24 protein-coding genes, 3 tRNA genes and 1 pseudogene are annotated in these 25,781 nt (G+C 62.3%); 15 read left to right on the top strand and 13 right to left on the bottom strand.

Translation table 11 applies throughout. The features are described 5' to 3' along the window. Positions 1-86 precede the first annotated feature (86 nt). Complete coding sequence (locus ASG39_RS19465) at positions 87-3,230, bottom strand: ribonuclease E/G (protein WP_062596599.1); 3,144 nt, start codon at positions 3,228-3,230, stop codon at positions 87-89. 784 nt (positions 3,231-4,014) lie between these two features. On the opposite strand from ASG39_RS19465, the gene ASG39_RS19460 reads away from it, so the two are divergent. From ASG39_RS19460 to prfB, 3 genes are all read left to right on the top strand, one after another. After that, a complete protein-coding gene (locus ASG39_RS19460) occupies positions 4,015-5,310 on the top strand; it encodes an N-acetylmuramoyl-L-alanine amidase (protein WP_244481274.1) in 1,296 nt (431 codons plus the stop codon). A gap of 453 nt (positions 5,311-5,763) precedes the next feature. Then, complete coding sequence (locus ASG39_RS19455) at positions 5,764-8,217, top strand: penicillin-binding protein 1A (protein ID WP_062596598.1); 2,454 nt, start codon at positions 5,764-5,766, stop codon at positions 8,215-8,217. A gap of 109 nt (positions 8,218-8,326) precedes the next feature. Further along, positions 8,327-9,458, top strand: a protein-coding gene (prfB, locus tag ASG39_RS19450) for a peptide chain release factor 2 (protein ID WP_132533393.1) whose coding sequence is annotated in 2 segments (ribosomal slippage) — positions 8,327-8,395 and positions 8,397-9,458 — 1,131 coding nt in all. Because the reading frame shifts where the segments join, the coding sequence is not laid out codon by codon here. 59 nt (positions 9,459-9,517) lie between these two features. On the opposite strand, the gene ASG39_RS19445 is transcribed toward prfB, so the two are convergent. From ASG39_RS19445 to ASG39_RS19410, 8 genes are all read right to left on the bottom strand, one after another. Next, positions 9,518-10,018 (bottom strand): hypothetical protein, encoded by a 501-nt coding sequence (locus ASG39_RS19445; RefSeq protein ID WP_062596596.1) that lies wholly within the window; start codon positions 10,016-10,018, stop codon positions 9,518-9,520. Positions 10,019-10,107: 89 nt separating this feature from the next. Further along, entirely contained in the window at positions 10,108-10,881 is a 774-nt protein-coding gene (locus tag ASG39_RS19440; protein ID WP_062596595.1) for an NAD kinase, read from the bottom strand. Between the two features lie 271 nt (positions 10,882-11,152). Continuing rightward, positions 11,153-12,016 carry an SDR family oxidoreductase gene (locus ASG39_RS19435; protein ID WP_082477376.1) on the bottom strand — a complete coding sequence of 288 codons (864 nt, stop codon included), beginning with the start codon at positions 12,014-12,016 and terminating at the stop codon, positions 11,153-11,155. Between the two features lie 204 nt (positions 12,017-12,220). Continuing rightward, complete coding sequence (locus ASG39_RS19430) at positions 12,221-12,670, bottom strand: hypothetical protein (RefSeq protein ID WP_132533389.1); 450 nt, start codon at positions 12,668-12,670, stop codon at positions 12,221-12,223. A 107-nt stretch (positions 12,671-12,777) separates the two neighbouring features. After that, complete coding sequence (locus tag ASG39_RS19425; protein WP_062596593.1) at positions 12,778-12,999, bottom strand: hypothetical protein; 222 nt, start codon at positions 12,997-12,999, stop codon at positions 12,778-12,780. 75 nt (positions 13,000-13,074) lie between these two features. Next, entirely contained in the window at positions 13,075-13,875 is an 801-nt protein-coding gene (locus ASG39_RS19420) for an ABC transporter ATP-binding protein (protein ID WP_062596592.1), read from the bottom strand. Beyond that, entirely contained in the window at positions 13,872-14,954 is a 1,083-nt protein-coding gene (locus tag ASG39_RS19415; RefSeq protein ID WP_162242457.1) for an iron ABC transporter permease, read from the bottom strand. The genes ASG39_RS19420 and ASG39_RS19415 overlap by 4 nt, the downstream gene beginning before the upstream one ends. Positions 14,955-15,069: 115 nt before the next feature. Continuing rightward, positions 15,070-16,224, bottom strand: a complete 1,155-nt coding sequence (locus tag ASG39_RS19410; protein ID WP_062596590.1) for an ABC transporter substrate-binding protein — start codon at positions 16,222-16,224, stop codon at positions 15,070-15,072. Positions 16,225-16,509: 285 nt separating this feature from the next. Between ASG39_RS19410 and ASG39_RS19405 the strand changes: the two genes are divergently transcribed. Then, on the top strand, positions 16,510-16,914 hold the full coding sequence (locus ASG39_RS19405) for a host attachment protein (protein ID WP_062596589.1): 405 nt from the start codon (positions 16,510-16,512) through the stop codon (positions 16,912-16,914). A 275-nt stretch (positions 16,915-17,189) separates the two neighbouring features. Continuing rightward, on the top strand, positions 17,190-17,393 hold the full coding sequence (locus tag ASG39_RS23495; protein ID WP_082477374.1) for a DUF4287 domain-containing protein: 204 nt from the start codon (positions 17,190-17,192) through the stop codon (positions 17,391-17,393). Positions 17,394-17,481: 88 nt separating this feature from the next. Here the strand turns inward: ASG39_RS23495 and ASG39_RS19395 are convergent, their stop codons facing one another. Next, a complete protein-coding gene (locus ASG39_RS19395; RefSeq protein WP_156468203.1) occupies positions 17,482-17,772 on the bottom strand; it encodes a hypothetical protein in 291 nt (96 codons plus the stop codon). 563 nt (positions 17,773-18,335) lie between these two features. Between ASG39_RS19395 and ASG39_RS19390 the strand changes: the two genes are divergently transcribed. Further along, complete coding sequence (locus tag ASG39_RS19390) at positions 18,336-18,803, top strand: hypothetical protein (RefSeq protein ID WP_062596586.1); 468 nt, start codon at positions 18,336-18,338, stop codon at positions 18,801-18,803. A gap of 117 nt (positions 18,804-18,920) precedes the next feature. Here ASG39_RS19390 and ASG39_RS19385 read toward each other — a convergent pair whose 3' ends face one another. From ASG39_RS19385 to ASG39_RS19375, 3 genes are all read right to left on the bottom strand, one after another. Next, positions 18,921-19,151 (bottom strand): hypothetical protein, encoded by a 231-nt coding sequence (locus ASG39_RS19385; RefSeq protein ID WP_062596585.1) that lies wholly within the window; start codon positions 19,149-19,151, stop codon positions 18,921-18,923. A 376-nt stretch (positions 19,152-19,527) separates the two neighbouring features. Next, a tRNA-Thr gene (locus ASG39_RS19380) sits at positions 19,528-19,603 on the bottom strand. 65 nt (positions 19,604-19,668) lie between these two features. Beyond that, positions 19,669-20,562 carry an RNA methyltransferase gene (locus ASG39_RS19375; RefSeq protein ID WP_062596584.1) on the bottom strand — a complete coding sequence of 298 codons (894 nt, stop codon included), beginning with the start codon at positions 20,560-20,562 and terminating at the stop codon, positions 19,669-19,671. Positions 20,563-20,796: 234 nt separating this feature from the next. Here ASG39_RS19375 and ASG39_RS19370 point away from each other — a divergent pair. The 9 genes and pseudogenes from ASG39_RS19370 (at position 20,797) to rpsS (ending at position 25,781) form a co-directional block, all read left to right on the top strand. Beyond that, a tRNA-Tyr gene (locus tag ASG39_RS19370) sits at positions 20,797-20,881 on the top strand. Between the two features lie 25 nt (positions 20,882-20,906). Then, positions 20,907-20,980 (top strand) — tRNA-Gly (locus ASG39_RS19365). A 339-nt stretch (positions 20,981-21,319) separates the two neighbouring features. After that, a pseudogene (gene tuf / locus ASG39_RS19360) lies at positions 21,320-22,362 on the top strand (elongation factor Tu). Positions 22,363-22,502: 140 nt separating this feature from the next. After that, complete coding sequence (gene rpsJ / locus ASG39_RS19355) at positions 22,503-22,811, top strand: 30S ribosomal protein S10 (RefSeq protein WP_003507767.1); 309 nt, start codon at positions 22,503-22,505, stop codon at positions 22,809-22,811. Between the two features lie 173 nt (positions 22,812-22,984). After that, positions 22,985-23,680 carry a 50S ribosomal protein L3 gene (gene rplC / locus ASG39_RS19350; RefSeq protein ID WP_062468299.1) on the top strand — a complete coding sequence of 232 codons (696 nt, stop codon included), beginning with the start codon at positions 22,985-22,987 and terminating at the stop codon, positions 23,678-23,680. Further along, positions 23,680-24,300 carry a 50S ribosomal protein L4 gene (gene rplD / locus ASG39_RS19345; protein WP_062596583.1) on the top strand — a complete coding sequence of 207 codons (621 nt, stop codon included), beginning with the start codon at positions 23,680-23,682 and terminating at the stop codon, positions 24,298-24,300. Before rplC ends, rplD begins: the two co-directional genes overlap by 1 nt. Further along, positions 24,297-24,590, top strand: a complete 294-nt coding sequence (locus tag ASG39_RS19340; RefSeq protein WP_062468296.1) for a 50S ribosomal protein L23 — start codon at positions 24,297-24,299, stop codon at positions 24,588-24,590. Before rplD ends, ASG39_RS19340 begins: the two co-directional genes overlap by 4 nt. Positions 24,591-24,649: 59 nt before the next feature. Continuing rightward, entirely contained in the window at positions 24,650-25,486 is an 837-nt protein-coding gene (gene rplB / locus ASG39_RS19335; protein WP_062596582.1) for a 50S ribosomal protein L2, read from the top strand. Positions 25,487-25,502: 16 nt separating this feature from the next. Next, a complete protein-coding gene (rpsS, locus tag ASG39_RS19330) occupies positions 25,503-25,781 on the top strand; it encodes a 30S ribosomal protein S19 (RefSeq protein ID WP_056335754.1) in 279 nt (92 codons plus the stop codon).

The following is a 25,781-nucleotide window of genomic DNA, read 5'->3' as shown; positions in this document are numbered from 1 at the left end:
CTGACAGCCACCACCGTCCCTTCAACGAAAAAGGCCAGCCGGATCGCTCCGGCTGGCCTTTCTTGTTTGTTCGTGACGTCAGCGGATCATAGGAAACCGCGCTTCTGCCACCAGCCACCCTTCTTGGGCTTCTGCTCTTCGGCCGTCTCGTCGGTCGATGCTGCCGACGAGCGGACCAGCGGCTCGCTGGCGATCGTCTCGATGTTGCGGTTGTTGCGAGCCGGCCTATCGTCCGAGGTTTTGTCGTCCGAGGTCTTGTCGTCCGGGATCTCGGGCGATGCTTCGACAGGGCTTTCGGTCGCGGTTTCCACCGCCACATGGGCCTCGTCGCTCTCGCCGAGAGACGCGGACGCGTCTTCGGTGCGGGCCTCTTTGGAGACGGGGGCTGTTTCGCTTGAGACGGCATCCGGTGCGGCTTCGACGGCAGCCTGGGCTGCCGCGTCCGTCGAACCTTCGGCCGCTACGGGCTGCACGACGACATCCGTCACCAGATCCTGCGGCGAGCGGCGGCGACGGCTGCGCTTGGGAGCGGCCGGCGCTTCGCGGCGATCATCGGTTTCAGCAACCGCGTCGTCGGCCAGGCCGTCGGCTTCCGCCGCGATGGCCTGGTCTTCGACCGCATCCTCTTCCGTGTCACCTGCATCGTTGACAGCATCGGCGAGCGCGAGGGCGTCGGTGCTGGCACCGGCATCGCCGGCATCCGCCATTGCAGCTTCGTCCGAACCGGTTTCGATCTCGCCATCCTTGTTGCGGCGACCACCGCGCTTGCCACGACGGCGGCGCTTGCGCTTCTGGCGATCTTCGCCGCTTGCGCCCTCGGTCTGATCCGCGGACACGGCATCATCGGCCTCGTCCTCGTCGTCACCTTCGTCGGCGTCCTCGTCGGATGCGACATCGGAGCCTGCAGCGTCGGCCGACGCATCGGCATCGCCATCACGCCCGCCACGACGGCGACGACGACGCTTGCGCTTGCGCCCGTTCTGGTCGTCTCCGGTCTCGCGCTCGGCACGGTCCGGACGCTCGGCCTTTTCGGGCTTCGCCTCGACCAGCAGTTCCTCGTCGTCCTCGATATCGTCTTCGATGACGATATCGTCGTCCTCGTCTTCGATGGGGGCCTCGAACTGCAGGATCTGATCGATCTTGACCGGGTTCTCGACAGCCTCGCCGCGATCGATCGCAAAGTGCAGCGCGCCGACATGCGCATCCGCTTCCACCACGATGGCGACACCGAAGCGGGCCTCGAAATCGGTGATCGTCGAGCGCTTGTAGTTGAGCAGGTAGAGCGCGATCTCCGGCGTCGCACGAACGGTGATGTCATGCGTCGTGTTCTTGAGGAGATATTCCTCGACGCCGCGCAGGACATGCAGGGCAACGGAGGACTGCGACCGGACGACACCGGTACCGGCGCAATGCGCGCAGACCTGCGTGGTCGATTCGAGGACCGAAGCGCGGATGCGCTGACGCGACATTTCCAGAAGGCCGAAATGCGAGATGCGGCCGACCTGGATGCGGGCGCGATCGTTCTTCAGGTGATCCTTCAGACGCTTTTCGACCGAACGGTTGTTGCGCTTCTCCTCCATGTCGATGAAGTCGACCACCACGAGACCGGCAAGGTCGCGCAGGCGAAGCTGGCGGGCAACCTCTTCGGCGGCTTCCAAGTTCGTCTGGAGCGCGGTGTCCTCGATCGAGTGCTCGCGCGTCGAACGGCCCGAGTTGACGTCGATCGCGACCAGCGCTTCCGTCTGGTTGATGATGATGTAGCCACCGGACTTCAGCGTGACCTGCGGCTGCAGCATGCGATCGAGCTGCGCTTCGATGCCGGAGCGCGAGAAGATCGGATGCACGTCGCGATAAGGCTGAACCACCTTGGCGTGGCTCGGCATCAGCATCTTCATGAAGGCCTTCGCTTCGCGATAGCCTTCTTCGCCGGAAACGACGATCTCGCTGATGTCCTTGTTGTAGAGGTCGCGGATCGACCGCTTGATCAACGAGCCTTCCTCATAGACGAGGCAGGGTGCGGTGGAGGCAAGCGTCAGCGTCCGGACGTTTTCCCAGAGACGCATCAGATATTCGAAGTCGCGCTTGACCTCGACCTTGGTGCGGTTGGCACCGGCCGTGCGCAGGATGACGCCCATGCCCTGGGGAACGTCGAGCGCGCGGGCGATCTCCTTCAGACGCTTGCGGTCCGGAAGGTTGGTGATCTTGCGGGAAATGCCGCCGCCACGCGCCGTGTTCGGCATCAGAACCGAATAGCGGCCGGCCAGCGACAGATAGGTGGTGAGCGCCGCGCCCTTGTTGCCGCGTTCTTCCTTGGCCACCTGAACGAGCAGGATCTGGCGACGCTTGATGACTTCCTGGATGCGGTACTGCTTGCGCGGACGGCGTTCCTTGCGGTCCGGCACTTCTTCCATCGCATCTTCGGCACCAACCGATTCGATGACTTCCTTTTCTTCGTGATGACCGTCGTCATCGTCGTCGTCATGCCCGCGGCGGCGGCTGGGCGCCTCGGAAATCGTATCGGCATCGACCATCGCGGCCATTTCGCCGTTCGGGCCGCGACCTTCGTCGGTCTCGTCCGAGGTCGAATCGTCGGACGTCGCCGTGCTCTCGGCCGTGGCTTCCGCCTCGGCGGCTTCGGCAGCGATCGCCTTCTTGGAGCGGCGGGCGCGCTTCGGCTTTGCCTTGGGAGCTTCTTCGGCGACGGCCTGTTCGGCAGCCGTGTCGCTTGCAGCGACGGCCTCGGCGGCAGCGCCATCGGCCACGTCCGTATCCGTTGGTGCAGCAAGGGCTTCGACCGGCGTCTCCGCTTCGGCTGCGGCCTCGACGGCGGTTGCGGGCGCGAGATCGTCCGCGGCGCTGACGACCTCGTCTTCCGACGCATCGTCATCGGAGTCGAGATCCGTACCGGTCTCGACATGCTCGATATCGTCGTCGCGGCGGGCGTCTTCGGCCTCGGCGCGCAGCAGAGCCTGACGGTCTGCCAGCGGGATCTGGTAGTAATCGGGGTGGATTTCGGCGAAGGCCAGGAAGCCGTGGCGATTACCGCCGTAGTCGACGAACGCGGCCTGAAGCGAAGGTTCGACGCGCGTGACCTTCGCCAGGTAGATGTTGCCGCGAATCTGTTTCTTGTGTTCCGACTCGAAGTCGAATTCTTCTATGCGGTTGCCACGTACGACAACGACCCGCGTCTCCTCAGCGTGAGACGCATCGATAAGCATTTTCTCTGCCATGTAGGTTGTGCTCCTCGGCGTGAGCGTGACAGGGCAGGAAAAGGACGTCCCGGAGGCGGTCCCCCACACAGGTCACGGCGTTCGCCGGATAGATAAATTCCCGATGGGTACCAGCCATGGGCAAACAGCCGGACGACAGAGGCAAGCGTTCCGTTTCCGGCGCTTTCCGCTTCTGACCGATCCTGCTGCGTCGACATGAGATACCAAACAAGGAATGCCAAAGTCATAGGCCTTGTGGCCCGATGAGTGTGCCCTTTGCGGGGCGTGGTGTCAGACACCGTATCTTCCGGCCACCGCCGGATTGTTCTCGATTCGGAATGCGATGAAAAGTGAAGCGACGGCGGATGAAACACGCTTGCTGCGAGGACATGACAGCCGGAAGCGCGTAGTCCGCTACCCGATCATGCTCTGGCGCCAGGGTTACTCCCTTGGCTGCCCGGTCGTGGAATCTATCCCGTCAACACTTTTTACCTCTGCAACGTTTATGGTTTTCATGTCACAATGGCAAGAGAAAAGCCCTTCCGCCTTAATATTGATGGATTTGCTTGTCTCGTTTTGACGCAGCGGCATCGCGCCATTGAACGGCGGCGCGGGCGTGCAATCCCGGTGGTAAGTTTTGATTAACCTTCGTGCGGCAAGGATGCGGATCGGTCGCGTCGCATCGGCCTTCCGTCCAGGCTTTGCAGGGATGCGGCATGGGCCGGATGGGCTGCGCGCGCGCGACCTTGACGAGAGACCCGGGAGGATGATTTTGGCGGTGACGTCACGGCAGGAAACGGCGACGATGACGAGGACGGCGAAAGCCGGCTCCGATCGGCAGGCCCGTCCGCGCATGGCATCGTCCCTGCGGTCGCTCTCTCGCCTGTCACCGCTTCTGGCCGGCGTCGTCCTGATCCTGGGTGTTCTGATCCTGGGCGTTTCCGAGCCCGTTCGCGCGGAGCCTGTCGCGGGGCAGGGCCCGCTTCTCGCCTATGGCATGCGCATCGCCGGTGACGACGCCCGGACCCGCGTCGTCGTCGACTTCGACCGCAAGCCGGACATCTTCGTCCATTACGTCGACAATCCGCCCCGCGTCATCGTCGATCTTCCGGAAACCTCTTTCGGCGTCAAACCGGAGGACGCGCAGGCGAGGGGCCTTTTCAAGGACATTCGCTTCGGCGCCATGGGCGCCAGCAGCGCCCGCATCGTCCTCACGGCAACGAAGCCGGTCGAAATCACCGTCGCGGACGTGAAGACCGATGATGGCGGCAAGAGCTTCCGCTTGGTTCTGGATGCCGAGCGGATCGACAAAAAGCGCTTCGCCCAGCTTCTGACCGAACAGACATGGACCGGCAGCGTCGCTTTGACGAAGGCGGCGCGGGTCGATGAACCGGCTCCGGCCCCCGGCGCGTTCGTTATTGCTGTCGATGCCGGCCATGGTGGTATCGATACCGGCGCCGTCGGCGTCGATACCAAGATGGAGGAGAAGGCGGTGACGCTCGCCTTCGCCAGGGAGCTCGCGGAAACGCTCAACCGCGAACCCGGCATCCGGGCCGTGCTGACGCGCGACGACGACGAATTCCTTTCGCTTTCGGAGCGCGTGCTGATTGCCCGTCAGAAACAGGCGAAGCTTTTCATTTCGCTGCATGCCGACACGCTGAAGCAGCACGATATCCGCGGCGCCACCGTCTACACGATCTCGGACAAGGCTTCCGACCATCTGGCGGCAAGTCTGGCGGAACGCGAGAACCTGTCGGACCAGCTGGCCGGCGTGCCGCTGGCGGACGAGCCGGCCGAGGTCGCGGATATCCTCATCGACCTGACGCGCCGGGAGACCCAGGCCTTTTCCGTCAATCTCGCCCGCTCGATCATCACGTCCTTCGAGGGGCAGATCAACCTGATCAACAATCCCCACCGCTTCGCGGGCTTCCAGGTGCTGCGGGCGGCGGATGTGCCATCCATCCTGCTCGAACTCGGCTTCATGTCGAACAAGGAGGACGAGAAGCTGCTGGTCGATCCGGCCTGGCGCAAGAAGGTATCCGAGCGCATCGCTGCCGCCGTGCGGCGTTATCGCGGCGGCGCCCTGGCCGACGGCGGCTGATCGCTCCGGGCACAGGGCGCTTCCAAATGACCATTGGACATCGGAAGCCACCTGAAAATTCAGGACGACTGACAGAATTTCGTGTCGCCCGGGCCACAGACGCGGTGGCTTCCGCATGGGGAACAGGGTAAACTCGGCCAAGAGCCCTATTTTCCTCACATTCCCGTCGCTATCCCCTAGGGGGAAGTCGACGATATGGGAATCGCGGGCAGGGCCGTGAGTGTCTGTCGGCGGAAGCCCGCAGATCGGGCACGGGCTGCGCAGACATGCAGCGTCGATCCGGGTCGTATGCCCCGCTGCGCCTTGGCTCGAAACGGATGCGAGCCGGGCTCGCAGTCCCTCGGCGATAACGTCCGGGCCGGTGTCCTGCACCGTGATGACGACATGCAGAAAGATGCGGCGACAACGCTGCCTTTCATTCGATAGCGATGACAAAGGACCGGTAGCCAACCGATGATCAGACTGATTGGATACTTCTTCGGCGCCGGCGCCTTCCTCGTCCTCATCGCGGCGGCGGCAGCGGCACTTTATCTCGGCAATCTTAACAAGGACCTGCCGGATTACGAGGTGCTGGCGAGCTATGCGCCTCCCGTGACCACCCGCGTGCACGCCGGCAATGGCGAACTCATGGCGGAATATGCCCGCGAGCGTCGCCTCTATCTGCCCATCCAGGCTATTCCCGACCGCGTCAAGGCGGCCTTCATCTCGGCGGAAGACAAGAACTTCTACCAGCATCCCGGCGTCGATCTCATGGGTCTCGGCCGCGCGATCCTCGTCAACGTCCAGAACATGGGCTCCGGCCGCCGTCCGGTCGGCGCCTCGACCATCACGCAGCAGGTCGCCAAGAACTTCCTTCTGTCCGCCGACCAGACGATCGACCGCAAGATCAAGGAAGCCGTTCTGTCCTTCCGTATCGAGCAGGCCTATTCGAAGGATCGGATTCTCGAGCTCTACCTGAACGAGATCTTTTTCGGCTTGAACTCCTATGGCATCGCCGGTGCGGCCCTCACCTATTTCGACAAATCGGTCACCGAGCTGACGATTGCCGAAACGGCCTATCTCGCCGCTCTGCCGAAGGGCCCCTCCAATTATCATCCGTTCCGTCGCGAGGCCGCAGCGCTTGAGCGCCGCAACTGGGTGATCGATCGCATGGTCGAGAACGGTTATGTGACGCGGGCCGACGGCGACGAGGCGAAGACCCAGCCGCTGGGCGTCACCGTGCGCCGCGGTGGCTCGCACCTCTTTGCGTCCGACTACTTCGCCGAGGAAGTCCGCCGCCAGATCATCCAGCGCTATGGCGACAATGCCCTTTACGAAGGCGGCCTCTCCGTCCGAACGTCTCTCGACCCCAAAATCCAGGTTGAAGCCCGCAAGGCGCTGCAGGATGGTCTTGTCAATTATGACGAGCGTCGCGGTTTCCACGGTCCGCTGAAAAGCATCGAGATCGGCGGCGACTGGGGCATTGCCCTCGGCAAGCTCGAAGCGCTCTCCGACGTGCCGGAATGGAAGCTCGCCGTGGTGCTCGCGGTGGACGAGAAGGGCGCCGATATCGGCATCCAGCCGTCCAAGGACGGCGCCGGCAAGGTCGGTCCCGACCGTATCAAGGGCCATATCTCGGCCAAGGACATGCAGTGGGCCTATCGCTCGACCGACGGAAATCGCCGCACGGCGCGCTCGCCGGAAGGCGTGGTCGGCCCGGGCGACGTGATCTATGTCCAGCCGCTGGAAACGGACGGCGACTATCGGTTGCGCCAGCCGCCGAAGGTCCAGGGCGGCCTCGTTGCCATGGACCCGCAGACCGGCCGCGTTCTCGCCATGGTCGGCGGCTTCTCCTACGGCCAGTCGGAGTTCAATCGCGCAACCCAGGCCATGCGCCAGCCGGGTTCGTCCTTCAAGCCCTTCGTCTATGCGGCAGCGCTCGACAATGGCTACACACCGGCCTCCGTCATTCTCGACGCGCCGTTCGAACTCGTGACCGGCGGCCAGGTTTGGCGTCCGGAAAACTACGGCGGCGGTTCGGCCGGCCCATCCACTCTCCGCCTCGGCATCGAAAAGTCGCGCAACCTGATGACGGTGCGCCTAGCCAACGACATGGGCATGAACCTCGTCGCCGAATATGCCGAGCGCTTCGGCATCTACGACAAGATGCTGCCCGTGCTCGCCATGTCGCTCGGTTCGGGAGAGACCACCGTCATGCGCATGGTTTCGGCCTATTCGGTCATCGCCAATGGCGGCAAGCAGATCAAGCCGTCGCTGATCGACCGTATCCAGGATCGTTACGGCAAGACCATCTTCCGCCATGAAGAGCGGACCTGCGAGACCTGCAATGCCGCCGATTGGCAGGAGCAGGACGAGCCGACCCTGACCGATAACCGCGAGCAGGTGCTCGATCCGATGACGGCCTACCAGATCACCTCGATGATGGAAGGCGTCGTGCAGCGGGGCACCGCGGCCGGCAAGATCACGCTCGATCGACCCGTCGCCGGCAAGACCGGGACGACGAACGACGAGAAGGACGCCTGGTTCGTCGGTTTCACGCCGGATCTCGTCGCGGGCCTCTATCTCGGCTTCGACAATCCCGCGCCGCTCGGGCGTGGCGGCACCGGCGGCAGTCTGGCAGCACCCGTGTTCAACGAGTTCATGCAGGCAGCGCTAGCTGGAACCCGTCCGACCAAGTTCATTCCGCCGGAGGGCATGAGCCTCGTGCCCGTCGACCGCAAGACCGGCATGGCCGCGGCCGAAGGCGATCCCGACACGATCATCGAGGCCTTCAAGCCCGGCACCGGCCCAGCCGCGACCTTCTCGGTCATCGGTGGCGCCGACGCCTATGTGCCGCCGGAAGAGATCCTGCGGACCTCGCCCCAGGCGAACCAGGCGGTGACCTCCGGCTCCAACGGCCTGTTCTAGCAAGCCCGATCTGCAAACCGCCCGCTGCCTTTACATCGGCGGCGGGCGTCGCTATTTCACGGGCAGGCATTTCCGCACGACACGACCAAGACCTTGAAGAAAAGAGACAATGCGTAACGAAATCGAGAACATCGTCGACGAGATCAAGCAGGCCGTAAGCCTGCTGAGGAGGCATCTTTGACTGGGATCAGGCGGTAAGACGACTGGACTGGTTGAACAACAAGGCGGAAGATCCGAGCTTGTGGAACGACGCCGCGGAAGCCCAGAAGCTGATGCGCGAACGCCAGGGCCTCGACGAAGGCATCAGCAGCGTGCGCGCCTTCGAGCAGCAGCTGAAGGACAGCATCGAACTCATTGAACTCGGTGAGGAAGAGGGTGATGCGGACATCATCCGAGACGCCGAGGAGACGCTGAAAGGGCTGCGCACCGAAGCGGCCCGCCGCCAGGTGGAAGCCATGCTCTCCGGCGAAGCGGACAGCAACGATACCTATCTGGAAGTGCATTCGGGCGCCGGCGGAACCGAGAGCCAGGACTGGGCGAACATGCTGCTGCGCATGTACACCCGCTGGGCCGAACGCCAGGGCTACAAGGTCGAGCTCATGGAAATCCATGACGGGGAAGAAGCGGGCATCAAGTCCGCGACGCTTCTCGTCAAGGGCCACAATGCCTACGGCTGGATGAAGACGGAATCGGGCGTGCACCGTCTCGTCCGTATCTCGCCCTATGACAGCAACGCCCGCCGTCACACCTCGTTCTCCTCCGTCTGGGTCTATCCGGTCGTGGACGACTCGATCCAGATCGACATCAACGAGAGCGACTGCCGCATCGACACCTATCGCTCGTCCGGCGCTGGTGGGCAGCACGTCAACACGACCGACTCCGCCGTCCGCATCACCCATATGCCCTCGGGCATCGTGGTTCAGTGCCAGCAGGAGCGTTCGCAGCACAAGAACAAGGCCAAGGCCTGGGACATGCTGCGGGCACGCCTGTACGAGTCCGAGCTGAAAAAGCGCGAGGAAGCGGCCAATGTGGAGGCTGCGTCGAAGACCGAGATCGGCTGGGGTCACCAGATCCGCTCGTACGTTCTCCAGCCCTACCAGCTGGTCAAGGACCTGCGGACCGGCGTCGAAAGCACGGCACCCTCCGACGTGCTTGACGGCGAACTGAACGACTTTATGGAAGCAGCCCTCGCGCACCGCGTGAACGGCGGCGCCGATGCAACGGTCGACGATCTGAACTGAAACTCTGCGGTCGCGTGAAAGCGCGGCCGCTTTTGCCGCGCAGCCCCGATGACGAAGGCCTAATTCGATTCGCGCTCGATGCGGATGTCGCCGAACTCGTCGATCAGCACGGTCCAGGTCTCGACATCGGTTGCGGCCGGATCGGTGCGGAGATAGACGGTCGCGAACAATCCGGGCTGCTGCGTGACGCCGTCCGATGTCTCCGGCCGAATGTCGGTCACGAAGGCCTTCATCTTCGAAAACTCGTCCAGTTCCGTCGAAGACACGATCCGCGGGCCCGCAGGATCGAGTGCGATCTGCTGAAGCACGATATGCGCCGTGCCGTCTGCTTGCCGCAAGGCGATCAGCTTGTAGTAGCCCTTCTGCGCGGAACCCGCGGCCTCAGCCGTGACAGGCGCCTTTGCGCCCTGATCGGGGCTGCGCGAGACGTCGCCGCTGTCTTCCCAGAAGCCGGAACTGGTAACGAATGTCACGTTTGCGGGAAGCACATCGTCGGCCCGCGCCGTGACCGACAAGGCCGTGACCGAAAAGACGGTCGCAGTCCCGGCAAGCAGGACCATCCTCCACGTTCGCATCACCAGACGACCTCGCCCTAAAACTGATTCCGCTCGACTTTGTAAGCCTGCCATAAAAAAGGTCTCGAATCGAATCAGTTGGAAAATTGCTCCGCGAGAATGCGGTCGGACCAGGAATAGTCGGGATCGGAAAGGATTCGCGCCGTCATTTCCTCGGATTCGGCAATCCGGACGGACACCACCGACTTGACTTCGATATGGTCGGCCACGGCATTCACCGGCCGCTTGTCCGTCTCCAGAATGTCGATCTCGACCGTGACCTTGTTGGGCAGCAAGGCGCCGCGCCAGCGCCGGGGCCGAAAGGGGCTGACGGGTGTCAGCGCAAGCAGCGGTGCCTCGAGCGGCAGGATGGGGCCGTGGGCGGAGAGATTATAGGCGGTCGATCCGGCAGGGGTGGAGAGAAGGATGCCGTCGCAGATCAGCTCTTCCAGCCGCACCCGCCCGTCGACCGTGATCCGCAGCTTTGCAGCCTGGTAGGATTGCCGAAAGAGATAGACCTCGTTGATGGCGAGCGCACTGAAGGTGCGGCCTTCGCTGTCGCGTGTCTGCATTTCGAGCGGCCGGAAGGCGTTCTCAACCGCATGTTGAAGCCGTTCCCGCAGGTTCGCCGTGCTGTAGCGGTTCATGAGGAATCCGACCGAGCCGCGGTTCATGCCGTAGACCAGCTTGCCGGTGTTCATCGTCTGGTGAAGCGTCTGAAGCATGAAGCCATCGCCGCCGAGAGCCACGATCACGTCTGCAGCTTCCGGGTCCGCATTGCCATAAATGGCCGTCAGCTCGGCTGCCGCTTTCTGCGCTTCTTCCGCCTGCGATGGTGCAAAGGCGATCGTCTCGAAGGTGCGTAGCATAGGGTGCCTTGCCATTGTCTGGACAAGCCGCCGAGGCGACCGGGGCCGTGGCCGGCCGAGCGCCATCATGCATAAAATCTCGCTGTATGAAAGGGATAGCGAAAAGAAAGCCGCGGCGGAGAGCGCCGACGCAGGCGCGCGTGCTGTTGGTTCGAGGTGGTGAGCAAGAGCGCATAAGAAAACACCGCGCGCCTCGGAAAGCGCGCAGTGTCCTGTCGAAAGGCGGGACACGCGAAGGTCCCACGTTGCCGTATGGACGGTTCCAAATCGGCTAGATCATGATCTCGCCGCCGGTCACCGGCACCACGGCACCGGTCATGTAGCTGCCGAGTTCGGAGGCGAGCAGTACGTAGGCACCAGCGAGTTCGGCCGGCTGGCCCGCACGCCCGAGCAATGTCTGCTTGCCGAACTGGGCTGCCTTCTCCGGCGGCATGGTCGAGGGGATGAGCGGCGTCCAGATCGGGCCGGGCGCGACGGCATTGACGCGAATGCCCTTCTCCGCCAGCATCTCTGCGAGACCTGCGGTAAAATTGAGGATTGCGCCCTTGGTCGACGCATAGGCGAGAAGCTGCGGCGAGGGTTGTTTCGCCTGGATCGACGTCGTGTTCACGATGGCGCTGCCGGGCTTCATGTGCGGCACCGCGGCTTTCGCCAGGAAGAACGAGGCATAGATATTGGTGCGGAACGTCGTATCCCACTCGTCGGCCGTGATATCGGCAATATCGGCATAGGTGCGCTGGAATGCGGCATTGTTGACGAGAATGTCGATGCGGCCAAGCTCGCGAACCGTCTGATCGACCAGCGAGATGCAATGGCTTTCCGACTGGATGTCGCCGCGAACCACCACGCATTTGCGTCCGGCCTCGCGAACCCACTTGGCGGTTTCCTCCGCGTCCTCGTCTTCACTGAGATAGGAGATGACGACGTCGGCCCCTTCGCGGGCATAGGCAATGGCGACCGCGCGCCCGATGCCCGAATCGCCGCCCGTGATCAGCGCGACCTTGTCTCTCAAAAGATGGTTGCCCTTATAGGTCTTCTCGCCATGATCCGGCAAAGGGTCCATGAGCCGAGTGAGGCCGGGAGGCGCCTGCTGCTGTTCGGGATGGGGTGGGGTCGGTCTTTTGGCATCGGACATGGGTGTCTCCTTCGAAGCGTTCCGACGCTAACGAGGACATCCCCACAACGTTCCCGACGATCCTCCGATCCCCTCTCAACCAGCGCGGGCCGAAGACATCGGCAGCCGGGCCGGTATCCGCTTCGGGATTGCCGCAGGGCAAGACTGCCGAAGGCGGACGGTCCGGTGAAGCGGCGTTTACCGAACCGTCTTGAGTGTCGGCCGTCAGCGCCCCTGCATCACCCGCACGATCTTCGGGGTCGGCTTGCCGCGCATCATGGCCTGGAGATCCTCGTAACTCAGGCGGCCATCCGTCATGGCGGCGACGATGCGCTGGCACGCGACCCGCTTGGCGTCCCTCTCCGGCACGTCCAGCACCAGTGCGGCACCCTCGACGCCTTTTTTGTTGAACTTGGCAATGCAGTCTGTCGTGACCTTGTCACGCGCCTTCTTGCTGCCTTTCATCGTTTCCACAGCGACGTCGAACTGCGGCTTTGTCGGGGCGCACCCGGACATCACGACCGCAGCCAGCAACACGGCACCCAGTCCACCCAATTTCATCATGCAATGCCCCATGGAGATGTTCACAAAAGCCGCCGCTGCCTCGAGCGCACGGCTGCTGCAACCTACCAGCGACGGGTGAGCCTTCAAGAGGATGTGCGTGAAAATCGACATTCATGGGGGGAAAAGAGGTGACAGCCGATGGCACCACGCGGCGCGGGCCGCGTTGGTGCGAGACGATGTCGGCAGGCAGGGCGCTGGCATGCCCCGTGCCCCAATGTCTAGTTGGTGCCGATCCGCTCAACGCTCTGACGATCGGCATGACGCTCGTCATGTCGTGGCTCTGCGGTCCGGATCACGATCGCCGTATCCCGGGCGGCAAGCCAGCCCGCACGCTCGCGCCGAATGCCGTCCGCGACCATCTTGGTCGGGTCCGTCTCGCCCCGTGTCATATGCTCGGCAACAATGGCCCAAGCTGTCCGCCAGATATCGTCCGATGCCACTCGTCTCTCCCACTTGCGAATGTCAGCTTAAGCGCCTTGGCTGAAGCGAAGCTTGCGAGCGAAAGCGACGCGCCGCTATTGCGCCGGCGACGGCACACGCTGTGCTCGGGCAACGGGGTAGAGGGCGGTGTAGCGCGTTCCCGGAACGGGCAGGGGATGACACTGCACGCCGTAGACGTCGCAGATCGTCGCCGGATCCATGATCGTGTCGGTCGCACCGGATGCGTGGACGCGGCCGTCTTTCAAGAGCAGGACATCGTCGGCGTAGCGGGTGGCGAGATTGAGGTCGTGCAGGACGGCGAGCGTGACGACCGCGTAGTGGCGGGTGTGCTCGGCAACGGCATCGAGGATCTGCAACTGATTGGCGAGATCGAGCGCGGAGGTCGGTTCGTCGAGAAGAAGCAGGCGTGGCCGGCGCACCAGGGCCAGCGCGAGGCCGATCATCTGTCGCTCGCCGCCCGAGAGCTGGCCGGGGCGACACCGGGCAAAGCGCGACAGTCCCAAGGTCTCAAGCGTCTCTTCGGCACGGCGAAACGCCTCCGGCGGTGCCCGCCAGGAGCGTCGTCCCCCGCTTTGTGCCAAGAGCAGCAGTTCGAACACATCGAGGGCGACATCGAGCTGGGCCAGATCCTGCGCGACATAGCCGACCTGCCGGGCCCGTTCGATCGGGCGCAGGGCGAGGAGATCGGCATGATCGAGCCGAACGCCGCCCTTGGCCGGCCGCATGCCGCAGAAGCCTTTCAGAAGCGTCGATTTCCCGGCGCCGTTCGGTCCGAGAACGGCCAGTATCCGGCCGGCTTTCGCGTCGAAGGAGACATCCTGCACCACGGGTCGGGTGCCGATGGTGACGCCGTAGTCTTTGACGGAGAAACTCATGTGCCCGTGCTCCGCGACTGGCGCAGCACAAGGAAGATGAAGAAGGGCAGCCCGGTCAGCGAGGTCACCATGCTGAGCGGCAGCACGGCGCCGGGCACGATCACTTTCGTCGCAAGCGAGGCGAGAACCGCGAAGACGCCGCCGACCGCCACCGTGGCGGCAATGGTAAAGCGATGATCCTCGCCGACCAGAAGTCGTGCCACGTGCGGGCCGACCAGTCCGATGAACCCGATGATGCCGACGACGGCCGTGACAGCCCCCGCCAGCAGTGCCGAGATCGTCAGCATGATGATCCGGATCGCTCGGACGCGCACGCCGAAGACGATCGCCTCTTCGCCGAACGAGCGGATGGTGGTTAGGGCCCAGGCATTCAGGAGCACGATCGGAAGGGCGACGGCGCAAAGCCCGGCCGCGATCGACACTTTCAGCCAGGTCGCGCGCTGCAGCGACCCCATCAGCCAGAAGACGATGCTCTGCAGCTGATCGACGCTCGCCATGTACTGAACGAGCGACAGGAGGGAGGAGAACACGAAGTGGAGGGCGATCCCGAGGAGCGTGATGGCCTGGACGCTGGTACCGCCGCGCGTCAGCGCAAGGACGAGCCCGGTGGCAAGAAGTCCGAACAGGAACGCGTTGGCGGCGGTCAGCAGTTCGGGCGGCATCCATGGCATGGCGGATGTCAGCGACACGGAAAAGCCGAGCGACAAAGCGGCGCCGAAACCCGCGGCCGAGGACACGCCGAGCGTGAAGGGCTCGGCCAGCGGATTGTCGAGAATCGTCTGCATGAGAAGGCCGGAGAGCGACAGCGAGACGCCCGTGACAAGCGCCATCAGCGTCATCGGCATGCGCAGCTCCCAGACGACGAACCGGCTGCTCGCATCGGCTGTCGAGGGTGACAGAAGCACGTTCGCAACGTCAGCGGGCGAGAGCGTTCCCGAGCCGATGGCGATGTCGGCAATGAAGGCGCAGGCGAGCACGACGAGCAGGGCGGCAATGATCAGCACGCGCCGCATCACCGAGGCGCCGTAATGGGCCTCGGCGCTGTCCGGTCGTCCGGTTTCCGTCAGGGGGAATGCCAAATCGTTCTCTGCCATGTCTCGGCCCGCAAGGGTGTGTCCCCTCTTGGGCCGCCTCTTGTGAAGACGGGCCGGAAGGCGGCCCGTCGGCATGTCGTCATCTGTCGGTCGTCGCCGATCAGTTCGTCGGCGCAGCCTTTGCGCCATAGACCGGTGTCAGGCCCTTAGGAAGCCCGGTGAAGGTCCCGACGATGGTGGCGAGATCGGCATCCGGATCGAGATCGGCAAAACGATCGGGATAGAAGGCCTTGGCGAGGTATTCGACGGCGTAGATGTTCCAGGCGCTCGCATAGAGCTGGTGGTAGAGGCCGACGACGTGATTGTCTTCCACGGCCTTGATATAGGAGAAGCCCTTGCGCGCCGACAATGTCTTGAGGGACGTCTCGATAGCCGCCTTGTCGGCGTTCAGGCCGAAAGCGGGGGAGACCGATCCTTCGTTGGAGAAGGGCGAGCCGGTCATGAGGAAAACATCCGGCTTTTCGGCGATCAGCGTTTCCGTCGTCACGTCGCCGGTGCGCCCCTTGACGAGCTGCGCGCCCAGATTGATGCCGCCGGCGTCTGCGACGATCTTGCCCCAGTAGACGTCGCCATGGGTGAAGCAGCAGGAGTCGAGGCCCTTCTGCCCGGCCTTGGCCTCCACGAAGACCTTGGGCTTTTCAGCGCCCGCAAAGCCGGCCTGTACCTTCGCCAGTCGCTCGGCGTAGAAATCGGTAAAGGCCTTGGCTTCCGTTTCGCGGTTCAGCACCTTTCCGAGAAGATCGACGGTCTTCGGCGCATTGACCGTCGGTTCGAGCTCGGTGTCGATCAGGAGGATCGGGATGCCGAGCTTCGCCAGCCGGTTGAAGAGATCGGCATCGTCGAGCGCCTGCCGCACGCGCGTCTGGAACACGAGGAGGTCCGGCTTGGTCGCGGCGACCTGCTCGAGGTTCACCTGACCCTCGTCGCCGAACTTCATGTCGATCGGCTTTGCCGAGCTTTCCGGCCACTGCTTCTGGAACACGGCCCAAGACGCCGGGTCGGAGCGGGAGAGAATGTTGTTCCACGCCACGACACGCGCAAAGGGGTCCGCGCGATCGAGCAGCGCCAGCGCGAAGAGATCGCGCCCGTCCTGCACCACGATGCGCTTGGGTTCCGCGGGGATCGTGATCTCGCGGCCCGAGAGGTCGGTCACGACGAGGGGATAATCGGTGGCAACGGCCGTGCCGGCAGCAAGGCCTGTCCAGGCGGATGCGACAAAGGCCGTCGTCAAAACGGCTGATCTGAGGAAGCGCATGGGTTTGAATTCCTTCGAAAACGGTTGCTCATGCCGTCTTCCTCCCGCACGCACCCCCATGCATGCCCCGACCAATCTGGCGTTACATGGTCGTTCAGGCGTTGCTAAAGGATAAAGATGAGCGCGTCAATCAAGTTTGTTGCGGGCCGTCCTGCTTCGCCGAACCTTCGGATCGGTGGCTCACATCGCCTGCGCGGGTGGAACGAAAAGCCGGCTCGATGGCTTCTATCGGGTATGCGAACGACAGACCCGTCGTTCCAAGCGTGATACCCAACGGAGTTTTCAATGGATCTTCCTCAGAATGCAGTCGTCGCCGTGGCGGATGGAAAGAAGCTTGCTTTGTTCAAAAACGAAGGCCAGCCATCCAGCATCCAACTCAAGGCGATGCCGGCTCCGGATATCGACGACTCGAAAATTTCATCGGGCGGACGCCATTCCAGCAGCGCGGCCAACCCGAGCGACGGGCAACAGGACGAAGACGGTTTTTCTGCCGGCGTGATCGATTTGCTGAACAAGCAGGTTCTCGACGGCAAAATTAAAAACCTGGTGATCATCGCCGCACCCCGCACCCTTGGCGAGCTCCGGAAGGGCTATCACAAGGCTCTGTCGGACGTCATCGTCGGAGAGCTGGACAAAGACCTGACCGGTCACTCGATCCAGGACATCGAAAAAGCGATCACCGCCGCATAAGGTGGTGGGGAGAACCCGGATAAAAAGCAGAAGCTCCGTCAGCCGTGATTGGCCGGTGGGGCTTTTCGATTGCCTGGACACTGTTGTGCCTGACTGAAGCACATTCGCGGACGTCGCGCCGTCGGTGCAGATTGCTCTCGCCGCAAATGCGACATGCGCCACTCGCCGGCCGTTTTGATGGGCTATCACCGGTTCTGAGCGGCGGGGACGTGAGTGACACGGCGGACCTTCGTGATATTGTGATCATCTGAAGCGATCATCGTCTGGGAGTTTCCATGCCGACAGATTCTGTAAAGGGGCCTGCGTCGTATTTTCCTTCGATCGAAGCCAAATATGGAAGACCGATCGCGGAGTGGAAAAGCCTGATCCGCGCTCAAAGCGGGAAGAAGCACATGGAACTGGTCGCTTGGCTCAAGCTTGAGCACGGCCTCGGCCATGGTCACGCCAATGCGCTGGTGGCCGATACGCTCCGAGAATAGCTGTATCACGCGCATGCCCGCTTCGAGCCGAGAGCAGATGCCGACACCCTCGCCATTATCTGAGGCTCCGGCACAAGGCCGGACGATCTCAGTGGATTGAGCGACCATCATGTGTCGCCCGCTCCGCCACCGGCGTGACACGGTACGTGACGGTGCCCTTCGCATCGAGGGTGAATTGCGGTTGATCCGCATCGATCACGATCATTTCGACCCATGCTTCGAAGGTGGCGACGTGCAGGTGACCGCTGACGTCAAGCAGCAGGCGCAGATCCGATGCCTCCATGACCGATGTCGCGAGATACCGACCCCGATGGAAAACGTCGATGCGGTAATTCAGGCTGGTGGGGCTTGTTGGCCGATGGGGTTCAAGTTCTTGCACGTCGATACATGTCCTATTTTTCAGGACGCTATCTTAAGGCGCGCTTATATGTCGATACGGCCAAAAGCCTGAGTGTGCAGGCGTAGCGTACCTAATCGGTGGTGTTTTCGCGCAGTGTGGCAGGCTGCGAAGGCGTATTCTGCTGCCGCTTTTGACGTTTCGACATCCCGGCCAACGCGCCGCGACGAATTTCGCTCCCTTGGAATCAGGAAAAGCCTCGACCTGTTTAAGACAGATCGGGGCGCTCTTGATCGAAATATCACCTGCAGATCGGGCAGCTGAAAATAGTATTCTTACAAAATACCGCTGCATTAGCACCGATTCATAGATCCTGCGCGTGAAACAAGCGTGACGCCCCTTGCTCCTAAATCACCGGATGGGAGCGGCCGACCTTAAGACCTAGCTCTTCTGGCGAACCGCGTTCTCTACGTCTTTTTGCGATCTTGCCAACAACGCGCTCCAGATATGTATGACTGTTTGCGTGCGGAGAAATCTAGAAAGATATTGGTCACGGTGGAGTTGGTGTCGCTGGAAGGATCAGGACAGTAACTTGGGAGGTTTTGATGATATTCATTTTCCGGAGTTCGATGGCTTTCGTCATGTGCGTGCTGTGGTTTCATTCCGCCAATGCAGAGTTCCGTGTGACAGAGAGCCAGCAGGTGCTTTTGAAGCTTCGAGAGCGCTTGACCCTTGAAGATCTCGCCATCATGGAAAGAGGGATCGTTCCGGCACTGGGCGCGTGCAACCGGAACGGCGCGCTCTTTGTCAGTGGCCGAAATTACCTTCTTGAAGGCGCCCCGAGCTACGGCCTCGTCTGGAGGGTGCAACGACTTCAGGGTGATAAGATTACTGTTTCGGTTTCCCGGGGCTCTGACAGCACGACGTCGCTTCGCACGTCTCTGGCGCAGGCGATGTTATCCGCGATCGTCAGCAGGTGCGATCAGGATCATTTTTCAAGCGCCCCGCTCTACGAGATCGAAACCATCAACGGTGAGGCGACCTCTGCCGCACTTTTGGTTGCCACCCCGTAATGATCTGCCGATAACTGCGCCCCCTTGCCCTGACCGGCGAGGGGGCTTTTTTCGTTTCTGGCTCCGGCCTGTCCGGCGAACGAGGCTCGGCGGCTGGACCGAAGACAGAAACCCGCTCTAGATCACGGCCAGAAGCAGGGCGATCGCCAATCCGAAGAGCATGAGGCACTCCACCACGACGAGCAGCACCCGGCGCATTTTGAAGTAGCGCCTCCCTGCCAATGGCGAGAGAGTATGATCGAACGCCTCATGACTTCTCGGAGACAGGCTTCGATAGGCGGCTTTGCCTCCCCATTCGTCGATGGCGAAGACGTGTGAATGCTGGATGGACGGCTTTTTGGAAGACATGGCGTCCTCCTCAATTTGGGGCCAAGGCGTTTAGCCCTTAAGCGGCAGCGCCCGCGAAATCTGCTGCAGAAGATTTACCCTGCGCTGAAGGCAAGCCGTTTGCAATGGCGTCGCACGCCAGTGGTGATCTTCGCTGTCTCGCGCTGCCGGCACCACGGCCGCTGTGGCCTCCGCCTTCATCCGTCGGATGTCGGCTACGGTCACCTTTCGGCCGTCGGACCCCCTTAGGGACGGACCGATCTTGACGCATCCGAAAATCGATACGGGTTAGAACCAGAAAGCCAATCGCATGGCATGATCCTATCGGGGTTATCACCCGGAGGCTTTTGAGGATCAGTGTGTTACCCTGACGAGGCGACCTAAGTGCCTGAAATTGTGGTGCCCCCACCAGGACTCGAACCCGGGACCCCCTGATTACAAATCAGGTGCTCTACCAACTGAGCTATAAGGGCAGCAGCGGAGGAATTAGCATATTCCTCCGGCGTGTAAAGCAAGAAATGCTGGCGGTCGCGCCCGGCTAGCGTTTGAGATGGGCGCGCGCCGCGTAGAGGGCGATGGCGGCGGCGTTGGAGACGTTGAGGGATTTGATGGCGCCGGGCATGTCGAGCCGGGCGAGCGCCGAGACGGTGTCGCGGGTCTTCTGGCGCAGGCCCTTGCCCTCTGCGCCGAGCACCAGTGCGACGCGATCGCCGACGAAGGTTTTTTCCAGCGGTGCCGGACCTTCCGAATCAAGGCCAATCGACTGGAAGCCGAGGCCGTGGAGTTCTTCGAGCGCCTCTGCGAGATTGGTGATCTGGATATAGGGGATCAGTTCCATCGCACCGGACGCCGATTTCGCCATCACGCCCGACTCGGTCGGGCTGTGCCGCATCGTCGTGATCACGGCGCCGGCATCGAAGGCGACGGCCGAGCGCAGAACGGCGCCGACATTGTGCGGATCGGTGACCTGGTCGAGAACGAGAATCAGCGGGCTGTCCTTCAGCGCCGAAAGCCGCCGTACGGGCAAGGGCTTGGTTTCCAGCATGACGCCCTGGTGGATCGCATCGGGCCCGAGGATCTTGTCGAGCATCTGCGGCGAGACGATCTCGACCGGAAAGGGCAGGGACTCGGTATCCTTGATGTCGAGGCGCACGAGCGCGTTCAGCGTTGCTGAAAGACTGACGATCTTGCGTTCCGGATTGCCCAGCGCCGCCTTGACCGTGTGGATCCCGTAAAGCTGGACTTGATCGGGGGCGAGGGGCGGTGCCTGCCATTCCCCCTTTGCGCCGGCGGCCGCAGCTTTCTGGCGGCGGCGATCTTCGGCGGGCGTCGGGATTTCGCCGCGCTCGCGCTTCTGATCGCGATGCGCCCGGCGCAGCGTTGCATAATGGGTGTCTTTGGCGCTCTTGTCGCCGGAAGGATCTTTGCTCATGCCGGCTTTATATCGGGCAAGGGCTGGCAGGGAAACCATTTTCCCGCAGGCATCGCACCCGAGTGCCGACGTGTGGCCACCCGCGCCTGTGGACGATTTCCAACTTTTGAAAAAACTGCGGACGTCGTGTTGACAGGAGGAAACGGGGCGGTCATATACCCGGCGCAGATCAAGGGGCGGCACAAACAGCCGCTTCCGAAGATCGGACTGGTCGCTTGATCCCGACGGAATACTGGAGGGATGCCCGAGTGGTTAAAGGGGACGGACTGTAAATCCGTTGGCTCAGCCTACGTTGGTTCAAATCCAACTCCCTCCACCATTCTGTCGCACGGATCAAGACCCCCGCGGGTATAGCTCAATGGTAGAGCAGCAGCCTTCCAAGCTGAATACGCGGGTTCGATTCCCGCTACCCGCTCCAGCTTTTATCATCCGACATGTCTTATAGGACGATGACCGCAATGCGGGTGCGCGCGAAACGCCGTCCTGATCGTCGGTCGCGCTCTTCGACACGACGAGCCGCTCTTCAGGGGAAAGCGTAGGCGTGATCGAGCGCGCCGGCAGCGGCATTGCATTCCCTTTTCGATGCCCCCATTTACAGCGCTGAAAGCCCGCATCCCGCGGGCGAGACGATGGCCTTTCCCTCCCGCGCAAATAGGCCTTGCGCAATTCTTTCGAAACCCTTAAACGCCTCCCCAAACCGGCCGGCGGCATACTGGCCTGCCGGGCCGTATCTCATTGATCACAGGAAAACAGACCCATGGCAAAGAGCAAGTTTGAACGCAACAAGCCGCACGTGAACATCGGAACGATCGGTCACGTCGACCATGGCAAGACGTCGCTGACGGCAGCGATCACGCCGGCCACGCCGACTACGTCAAGAACATGATCACCGGTGCTGCCCAGATGGACGGCGCGATCCTGGTCTGCTCGGCGGCCGACGGCCCGATGCCCCAGACGCGCGAGCACATCCTGCTGGCCCGTCAGGTCGGCGTTCCCGCGATCGTCGTGTTCCTCAACAAGGTCGACCAGGTCGATGATGCCGAGCTTCTCGAGCTCGTCGAGCTGGAAGTTCGCGAACTTCTGTCGTCCTACGACTTCCCCGGCGACGACATTCCGATCGTCAAGGGTTCGGCTCTGGCCGCTCTTGAAGATTCGGACAAGAAGATCGGCGAAGACGCGATCCGCGAGCTGATGGCCGCTGTCGATGCCTACATCCCGACGCCTGAGCGTCCGATCAACATGCCGTTCCTGATGCCGATTGAAGACGTGTTCTCGATCTCGGGTCGCGGTACGGTCGTGACCGGTCGCGTCGAGCGCGGCATCGTCAAGGTCGGTGAAGAAGTCGAGATCGTCGGCATCCGCGCGACGTCGAAGACCACGGTGACCGGCGTCGAAATGTTCCGCAAGCTGCTCGAYCAGGGCCAGGCCGGCGACAACATCGGCGCACTCGTTCGCGGCGTCACCCGTGACGGCGTCGAGCGTGGCCAGATCCTGTGCAAGCCGGGTTCGGTCAAGCCGCACAAGAAGTTCATGGCCGAAGCCTACATCCTGACGAAGGAAGAAGGCGGCCGTCATACGCCGTTCTTYACGAACTACCGTCCGCAGTTCTACTTCCGCACGACGGACGTGACCGGGATCGTCACGCTTCCGGAAGGCACGGAAATGGTCATGCCGGGCGACAACGTCACCGTTGCCGTCGARCTGATCGTTCCGATCGCGATGGAAGAAAAGCTGCGCTTCGCAATCCGCGAAGGCGGCCGGACTGTCGGCGCCGGCATCGTGGCTTCGATCGTCGAGTAATCAGCGGCTAGGCCGTTGACCTAGCAGGGACCGGGCGTTAACAACCCGGTTCCTGCGCTTTTTGACAAGACGCGGCCGACCGTAACAATTGAAGATTTGGCGTATGGCCAGTTGCCCATACGGAAAAAAGGACTAGTCGAATGAACGGCCAGAATATCCGCATCCGCCTTAAGGCGTTTGATCACCGGATCCTCGATGCCTCCACGCGCGAAATCGTGTCGACGGCCAAGCGTACGGGCGCCAGCGTCCGTGGTCCCGTGCCGCTGCCCACGCGCATCGAAAAGTTCACGGTCAACCGGTCGCCCCACGTCGACAAGAAGAGCCGCGAACAGTTCGAGATGCGCACGCACAAGCGTCTTCTCGATATCGTCGATCCGACCCCGCAGACGGTCGACGCCCTGATGAAGCTCGATCTGGCCGCCGGCGTCGACGTCGAGATCAAGCTCTAAAGGCCCCTCCCGGAACGCTTCGGACCGGGTGGATATAACAAGGAAGGTACGTGGACATCCCGTCCAACGACTTCCAGAAACGGGTGACCAATGGCGCGAATGCCGGATGGAAGCCTTGAACAAAGAGGCTGAAGGGGTTTTCCCCGACAGGGACTCTGAAGAGGAATGAACCGATGCGTTCAGGTGTGATTGCACAGAAAGTGGGAATGACCCGGGTCTACAACGACGCCGGCGAGCACATTCCAGTGACCGTGTTGCGGATGGAAAACTGCCAGGTGGTAGGCCAGCGCACGGAAGAAAAGAACGGCTACGTCGCCGTGCAGCTCGGCGCAGGCCAGGCCAAGGTCAAGAACACGCCGAAGGCGATGCGCGGCCACTTTGCCGCTGCAAACGTCGAGCCGAAGGCAAAGCTCGTCGAGTTCCGGGTCACCTCGGAAAACCTGATCGACGTCGGCTCCGAGCTGACGGCAAGCCACTTCGTCACCGGCCAGCTGGTCGATGTGACGGGCACCTCGATCGGTAAGGGCTTTGCCGGCGCCATGAAGCGCCACAACTTCGGCGGTCTGCGTGCAACGCACGGCGTGTCGGTCTCGCACCGTTCGCATGGTTCGACCGGTTCCAACCAGGATCCGGGCCGCGTCTGGAAGGGCAAGCGCATGGCGGGTCACATGGGCCAGACGCGCATCACTACCCAGAACCTCGAAGTCGTATCCACCGATGAAGACCGCGGTCTGATCCTCGTCAAGGGCGCCGTCCCCGGCTCCAAGGGCTCCTGGATCGTCGTCCGCGACGCCATCAAGGCCGGCATCCCGGAAAACGCGCCGCGTCCGGCCGGCGTCCGCGCAGCAGCACATGAGGGAGCCGAATAATGGATCTCACCGTCACCACACTGGATGGTAAGGACGCAGGCACGGTTTCCCTGTCGGACGCCATCTTCGGCCTGGACGTTCGCCAGGACCTGATCGCCCGCGTCATTCGCTGGCAGCTCGCCAAGAAGCAGCAGGGCACGCACAAGACCCTGACGCGCGGCGAAGTCTCCCGCACCGGCGCCAAGATGTACAAGCAGAAGGGTACGGGCCGCGCTCGTCACCATTCCGCACGCGCTCCGCAGTTCCGCGGCGGTGGCAAGGCTCATGGCCCGGTCACGCGCAGCCACGAGCACGACCTTCCCAAGAAGGTTCGCGCCCTCGGCCTGCGTCATGCTTTGTCGGCCAAGATGAAGGCCGACGAGCTGATCATCGTGGACAGCCTGGTTGCGGCTGAAGCCAAGACGAAGGCCCTGACCGGTGCATTTGCATCGCTCGGCCTGACCAACGCACTGATCATCGGCGGCGCCGAGCTCGACAACAACTTCAAGCTCGCTGCCAAGAACATCCCGAACGTGGACGTTCTGCCGATCCAGGGCATCAACGTTTACGACATTCTGCGCCGCGGCAAGCTCGTGCTTTCCAAGGATGCGATCGAGGCTCTGGAGGAGCGGTTCAAGTGACGGATCTTCGCCATTATGATGTGATCCTCTCTCCGTCGATCACAGAAAAGTCCACGCTGGTTTCTGAACAGAACCAGATCATCTTCAACGTCGCCAAGGACGCATCGAAGCCCGAGATCAAGGCTGCGATCGAAGCTCTGTTCGGCGTCAAGGTTACGGCAGTGAACACGCTTCTCCGCAAGGGCAAGCTCAAGCGCTTCCGTGGCTTCGCTGGCCGGCAGCGGGATGTCAAGAAGGCGATCGTCACACTTGCTGACGGTCAGTCCATCGACGTCTCCACCGGACTCTAAAGGTTAAACCCAGAGCGGTTTCATAACCCCCGGGTAAGGACCCAAAAGGGAACAAGAAAATGGCATTGAAAAGTTTCAATCCGACGACCCCGAGCCAGCGTCAGCTGGTCATCGTCGATCGGTCTTCGCTCTACAAGGGCAAGCCGGTCAAGGCGCTGACACAGGGTCTCACCAAGAGTGGTGGTCGTAACAACCTTGGTCGCATCACGGCCCGCTTCATCGGCGGCGGTCACAAGCGCACTTATCGCCTGATCGACTTCAAGCGTCGCAAGTTCGACGTGGACGGCACGGTCGAGCGTCTGGAATACGATCCGAACCGTACGGCGTTCATCGCGCTCATAAAGTACGAAGACGGCACGCAGGCCTACATCATCGCTCCGCAGCGTCTCGCTGTCGGCGACAAGGTGATCGCCTCCGAGAAGGCTGTCGACGTGAAGCCCGGCAACACCATGCCGCTGCAGTTCATCCCGGTCGGCTCCATCATCCACAATGTGGAAATGAAGCCCGGCAAGGGTGGCCAGATGGCGCGCTCGGCAGGCACCTACGTGCAGCTGGTCGGTCGCGACCAGGGCATGGCGATCCTGCGCCTCAACTCCGGCGAACAGCGCCTGGTTCATGCGAGCTGCCTCGCGTCGATCGGCGCCGTGTCCAACCCGGACCACGGCAACATTAACGACGGCAAGGCCGGTCGTACCCGCTGGCGCGGCAAGACCCCGCACAACCGCGGCGTCGTCATGAACCCGGTCGACCACCCGCACGGCGGTGGTGAAGGCCGCACCTCGGGCGGCCGTCATCCGGTCTCGCCGTGGGGCAAGCCGACCAAGGGCAAGCGCACGCGTTCGAACAAGTCGACCGACAAGTTCATCATGCGTTCGCGCCACCAGCGCAAGAAGTAAGAAGAGGTAGTCATAAATGGCTCGTTCAGTATGGAAAGGTCCGTTCGTCGACGGCTATCTTCTCAAGAAGGCTGAGAAGGTTCGCGAAGGCGGGCGCAATGAGGTCATCAAGATGTGGAGCCGTCGCTCCACCATCTTGCCGCAGTTCGTCGGTCTGACCTTTGGCGTCTACAACGGTTCCAAGCATGTACCCGTCAGCGTCAATGAAGACATGGTCGGTCACAAGTTCGGTGAATTCTCTCCGACCCGGACCTACTACGGTCACGGTGCGGACAAGAAGGCAAAGAGGAAGTAA

This window comes from Rhizobium sp. Leaf371 (assembly GCF_001424045.1).
Taxonomy (GTDB): domain Bacteria; phylum Pseudomonadota; class Alphaproteobacteria; order Rhizobiales; family Rhizobiaceae; genus Ferranicluibacter.
Note: the sequence above shows the minus strand (reverse complement) of the source record. Positions and strands in the feature narration are given on the sequence as shown.

Excerpts from the sequence above, each read along its gene's own strand:
- ASG39_RS19465 (WP_062596599.1), bottom strand. The coding sequence starts at position 3,230 with ATGGCAGAGAAAATGCTTATCGATGCGTCTCACGCTGAGGAGACGCGG.
- ASG39_RS19460 (WP_244481274.1), top strand. The coding sequence starts at position 4,015 with ATGACGAGGACGGCGAAAGCCGGCTCCGATCGGCAGGCCCGTCCGCGC.
- ASG39_RS19455 (WP_062596598.1), top strand. The coding sequence starts at position 5,764 with ATGATCAGACTGATTGGATACTTCTTCGGCGCCGGCGCCTTCCTCGTC.
- ASG39_RS19445 (WP_062596596.1), bottom strand. The coding sequence starts at position 10,018 with ATGGTCCTGCTTGCCGGGACTGCGACCGTCTTTTCGGTCACGGCCTTG.
- ASG39_RS19440 (WP_062596595.1), bottom strand. The coding sequence starts at position 10,881 with ATGCTACGCACCTTCGAGACGATCGCCTTTGCACCATCGCAGGCGGAA.
- ASG39_RS19435 (WP_082477376.1), bottom strand. The coding sequence starts at position 12,016 with ATGTCCGATGCCAAAAGACCGACCCCACCCCATCCCGAACAGCAGCAG.
- ASG39_RS19430 (WP_132533389.1), bottom strand. The coding sequence starts at position 12,670 with ATGTCGATTTTCACGCACATCCTCTTGAAGGCTCACCCGTCGCTGGTA.
- ASG39_RS19420 (WP_062596592.1), bottom strand. The coding sequence starts at position 13,875 with ATGAGTTTCTCCGTCAAAGACTACGGCGTCACCATCGGCACCCGACCC.
- ASG39_RS19410 (WP_062596590.1), bottom strand. The coding sequence starts at position 16,224 with ATGCGCTTCCTCAGATCAGCCGTTTTGACGACGGCCTTTGTCGCATCC.
- ASG39_RS19405 (WP_062596589.1), top strand. The coding sequence starts at position 16,510 with ATGGATCTTCCTCAGAATGCAGTCGTCGCCGTGGCGGATGGAAAGAAG.
- ASG39_RS23495 (WP_082477374.1), top strand. The coding sequence starts at position 17,190 with ATGCCGACAGATTCTGTAAAGGGGCCTGCGTCGTATTTTCCTTCGATC.
- ASG39_RS19390 (WP_062596586.1), top strand. The coding sequence starts at position 18,336 with ATGATATTCATTTTCCGGAGTTCGATGGCTTTCGTCATGTGCGTGCTG.
- ASG39_RS19385 (WP_062596585.1), bottom strand. The coding sequence starts at position 19,151 with ATGTCTTCCAAAAAGCCGTCCATCCAGCATTCACACGTCTTCGCCATC.
- ASG39_RS19375 (WP_062596584.1), bottom strand. The coding sequence starts at position 20,562 with ATGAGCAAAGATCCTTCCGGCGACAAGAGCGCCAAAGACACCCATTAT.
- rpsJ (WP_003507767.1), top strand. The coding sequence starts at position 22,503 with ATGAACGGCCAGAATATCCGCATCCGCCTTAAGGCGTTTGATCACCGG.
- rplC (WP_062468299.1), top strand. The coding sequence starts at position 22,985 with ATGCGTTCAGGTGTGATTGCACAGAAAGTGGGAATGACCCGGGTCTAC.
- rplD (WP_062596583.1), top strand. The coding sequence starts at position 23,680 with ATGGATCTCACCGTCACCACACTGGATGGTAAGGACGCAGGCACGGTT.
- rplB (WP_062596582.1), top strand. The coding sequence starts at position 24,650 with ATGGCATTGAAAAGTTTCAATCCGACGACCCCGAGCCAGCGTCAGCTG.
- rpsS (WP_056335754.1), top strand. The coding sequence starts at position 25,503 with ATGGCTCGTTCAGTATGGAAAGGTCCGTTCGTCGACGGCTATCTTCTC.